Here is a 3,644-nt window from a genome sequence, read left to right as displayed (position 1 = left end):
GTCAATCAGCGCAATCGCATAATCGGCAAAGGTGATCCAGCTACGCCCATCGGCACTGACCAACAGATGATCCTTGCCGACGCGATATTGGCCGCTGCGTTCACCCTCGACAAATTCCGCCGACGGCGACAGGAAAGTCCAGTCCAGTTCCTGCTCCTGACGCAGCGCATCAAGAAACGCCGCCCCCGCGCTCGCCTCGGCTTTGTATTCAGCCGGGAAACCGGCACTGTCGATCACTCGCGTGTCATCCGGCAGCAGCAGCGAACCGGCGCCGCCGACCACCAGCAAGCGCTTCACGCCCGCCTGTTTTACCGGTCCGACAATCGCCGAGGCCGGGACGGTGGCGAAATGCGCTGCGCTGATCACTGCGTCGTGACCGGCCACCGCCGCTTGCAGCGCCGCCGAATCCAGCACGTCGAGGCTCTTGCTGACGACACCGGCGCGATCACCGACCTTTGAGGTATCGCGGGCAATGGCGGTGACGCTGTGGCCGCGACGCAGGGCTTCTTCCAGCAGTTGGCTACCGGCACGGCCGGTGGCACCAATGATTGCAATCTTGCTCATGACATTCTCCAGTTGGCTTGAAAATGCTGCGTGTTCAGGTTCGGCTTACCACTGCATCTCGCCCTTGGCGACTTTCGCGCTGAGCTCCAGCGAGCTTTCCTCGCCGAGTTGCGGGTAGCGTTTTTTCATCGCTGCGATCAGTGCAGCAGAGTCTTTGGCCTTGGCGGTTTCGGCATCGAAGGCCTTGATGTAATCGGCGGTGAATTTCACGCTGGCCAGCGAGCGGCTGCTGTCGCCCAGAAAATGGCCGGGTACTACGGTTTGCGGTTTCAGGCTTTCGATGGCGTGCAGGGTGTGCAGCCAGTCGGCGTGGGATTGCGCGGTCTGGGTGTCGGCCATCCACACATGAATGTTCTCGGCGACCACTACGCCACCGACCACAGCTTTGAGCGACGGGATCCATACGAAGCTGCGATCCGGTTGCTTGCCGTCGAGGCCGATCACCTGCAATTGCTTGCCTTCGAGGGTCAGGCTGTCGCCCTTGAGCACGTCCGGGACGATGGTTTTCGCCGGCACATCGGCGCCCATTTTCGGCCCCCAGAAGGCCAGTTTGCCGTCGACGGTGTGCTTGATGTGATCGACAGTCGGCTGCGAAGCCAGCACTTTCGCCTGCGGGAATGCTTTGGTCAGGGTGTCGAGGCCGAAGTAGTAATCCGGGTCACCGTGGCTGATGTAGATGGTGGTCAACTGTTTGCCACTGGCGCGGATCTTCTCCACCACCTGTTCGGCCTGGGATTTGCCGAATTGCGCATCGACCAGAATCGCTTCTTTCTCACCGCTGACCAGCACCGAGCTGACCGGGAAAATCGCCTGGGTGCCCGGATTGTAGATATCGAGGCTCAGCTCGGCGGCGGATGCATAGGCGGCAAAGCCGAAAAATGCTGCGGCGAGCAGAACGCGTTTGAAGGGGGTGAAGCCGATCATTTGTTGCTCCGGATTGCGAATGCCAGTCTGGCGATGAACAGAGCTTAGTTGCCAGACTCAGTACAAAAAATGCGATGCTTGGACATAGTTTGTTTCTGAAAGCGGGCAAATCATGGATCGGCTTCAAGCAATGCGAGTATTCGTCACGGTGGTGGACCTCGGCAGTCAGTCGGCGGCGGCTGACCACCTCGACCTGTCGCGGCCGGTGGTGTCGCGCTATCTGGCGGAGCTGGAAGACTGGGTCGGCGCGCGGCTGATGCACCGCACCACGCGCAAATTGAGCCTGACCGCCGCCGGCAGCGAAATCCTCCCGCGCTGTCGGCAGATGATCGACTTGTCGCACGACATGCAGGCCGCCGTCAGCGAACCCGATGACGCGCCGCGCGGATTGCTGCGGATCAGCGTCAGCACCTCGTTTGGCCAGGCGCAGCTGGCCGATGCGGTCGCGGCGTACGTCAGGCTTTACCCCGGCGTGAGTATCGATCTGCAAATGCTCGACCGCACGGTGAATCTGGTCGATGAACGCATCGATCTGGCGATTCGCACCAGCAATGATCTTGATCCGAATCTGATCGCCCGGCGCCTGACCGTGTGCCGCTCGGTGGTCTGCGCAGCGCCGGCTTATCTGCTTGAGCATCCGGCGCCGCAGACGGTTGAGGATTTGAGCCGACATAACTGCCTGACCCATTCCTATTTCGGCAAGAGCCTGTGGCATTTCGAGGAGGATGGCGAACCGGTTTCGGTACCGGTGCAGGGCAATATCAGCGCCAACGAGGCCAGCACCCTTCTGCGCGCAACCCTGGCCGGCGCGGGCGTGGCGATGCTGCCGACCTACCAGGCTGGCGTGCATATTCACAACGGCGAGCTGCTGCGTTTGCTGCCACACGCAGAACCGCGCCAGATGAATATCTACGCGGTGTACGCCTCTCGCAAACACATGCCGGCGGCACTGCGCAGCATGCTCGACTTTCTGGTTCAGCGCTTTCCCGAAAATCCCGCGTGGGATGTCGGCCTGTAAACCCGCTCCCTTGTGGGAGCGAGCCTGCTCGCGAAGAGGCCAGTACTTTCAACATTGATGTCGCTTGCACCACCGCCTTCGCGAGCAGGCTCGCTCCCACATGGGCATCAATTCGCTGAATGGCCGGCTAAATCCTCAAGCGCACTCGCTGGCAAGTGCGCGCCGCTGACCTATGCTCAAAGTAATACCGCAAGGTAGACGTTCAGAGGTCGAACACCATGAACATCAAAACAAAAAGATACGCCGCCATTTTCATCACCTGCGCCGCCACGCTGGCGCTGTACGGCACCGCTGCCTGGCGGGTCGAGCAGTTGCGCCAGTTGCCGCGCGAGTATGCGAGCTGCAACTATGAGCGGTGTATTCCGCACAATGCCACGCTGAACGCATTGCGCTGATAGACCTGCGCTGGACTGCAACCCTGTGGGCGCGAGCTTGCTCGCGAACGCGGTGGGTCAGTCAGCCTGTTTGTTGGATGACACTCCGCCTTCGCGAGCAAGCTCGCTCCCACAGGTGTTGGGTTGTGCTTTTAAGGTTGTTGCTCGGCCTTCAAGCGGTCGCGGAATGCCTTTGGCGAAATCCCCACCCGGCGACGGAACAGGCGCGTGAAGTTGGTCGGATCGGAAAAACCCAACAACTCCGACATCTCGTAAATCGTCATGCTGGTGTAGGTCAGCAGGCGCTTGGCTTCCAGCAACTGACGCTCGTGCATGATCTGCAATGCCGGTTGCCCGGCCAATTCACGGCAGGTGCCGTTGAGGTGCGACACGGAGATGCCCAGGCGATGGGCGAGGTCTTCGACCTTGACGTGCTGGCGGTAAGTCTCTTCCACCAACTGAATGAAACCGTTGAGGTATTCGCGCTGGCGTTGCGGCCGTTGGCTGGCCTTGTGCCGAACGATCGCCTGGCGGCTGACCCAGACCATGATCACGCTGACCAGCGAATGCATGAGCATTTCCCGCGCCGGTTGATGGCCGTTGTACTCGGCCTGCAACGCTGAAAACAGGCTGTTGAGATAATCGCCATCCTTGCCGGCCGGGTAGTTTTCCGCCCGGGCCAACGCGTGTACCGAATCGCCCAATTGCGCCTGCAAATGATTGATCAGCGGCGTGGCCAAGGTGACGATGAAGCCTTCAACATC

Annotated in this window: 5 protein-coding genes; 2 read left to right on the top strand and 3 right to left on the bottom strand. The window is 60.5% G+C overall.

Annotated elements, in window-relative coordinates:
• Positions 1 to 564 (bottom strand): NAD(P)-dependent oxidoreductase (locus OQK_RS17040; RefSeq protein ID WP_016773441.1); only part of this gene is annotated, 564 nt, incomplete at its 3' end.
• A 45-nt stretch (positions 565 to 609) separates the two neighbouring features.
• Entirely contained in the window at positions 610 to 1,488 is an 879-nt protein-coding gene (locus OQK_RS17035; RefSeq protein WP_016773440.1) for an MBL fold metallo-hydrolase, read from the bottom strand.
• Positions 1,489 to 1,600: 112 nt separating this feature from the next.
• Between OQK_RS17035 and OQK_RS17030 the strand changes: the two genes are divergently transcribed.
• Both OQK_RS17030 and OQK_RS30785 read left to right on the top strand, forming a co-directional pair.
• Complete coding sequence (locus OQK_RS17030) at positions 1,601 to 2,506, top strand: LysR family transcriptional regulator (RefSeq protein WP_016773439.1); 906 nt, start codon at positions 1,601 to 1,603, stop codon at positions 2,504 to 2,506.
• Positions 2,507 to 2,724: 218 nt separating this feature from the next.
• Entirely contained in the window at positions 2,725 to 2,901 is a 177-nt protein-coding gene (locus tag OQK_RS30785; protein ID WP_016773438.1) for a hypothetical protein, read from the top strand.
• Between the two features lie 131 nt (positions 2,902 to 3,032).
• On the opposite strand, the gene OQK_RS17025 is transcribed toward OQK_RS30785, so the two are convergent.
• Positions 3,033 to 3,644 (bottom strand): helix-turn-helix transcriptional regulator (locus tag OQK_RS17025; protein ID WP_038861032.1); only part of this gene is annotated, 612 nt, incomplete at its 5' end.

The organism is Pseudomonas sp. R62 (assembly GCF_000257605.1).
In the GTDB taxonomy this organism is placed as follows: domain Bacteria; phylum Pseudomonadota; class Gammaproteobacteria; order Pseudomonadales; family Pseudomonadaceae; genus Aquipseudomonas; species Aquipseudomonas atacamensis.
Note: the sequence above shows the minus strand (reverse complement) of the source record. Positions and strands in the feature narration are given on the sequence as shown.

Coding starts and splice junctions, on each gene's coding strand:
- OQK_RS30785 (WP_016773438.1), top strand. CDS start 2,725: ATGAACATCAAAACAAAAAGATACGCCGCCATTTTCATCACCTGCGCC.
- OQK_RS17035 (WP_016773440.1), bottom strand. CDS start 1,488: ATGATCGGCTTCACCCCCTTCAAACGCGTTCTGCTCGCCGCAGCATTT.
- OQK_RS17030 (WP_016773439.1), top strand. CDS start 1,601: ATGGATCGGCTTCAAGCAATGCGAGTATTCGTCACGGTGGTGGACCTC.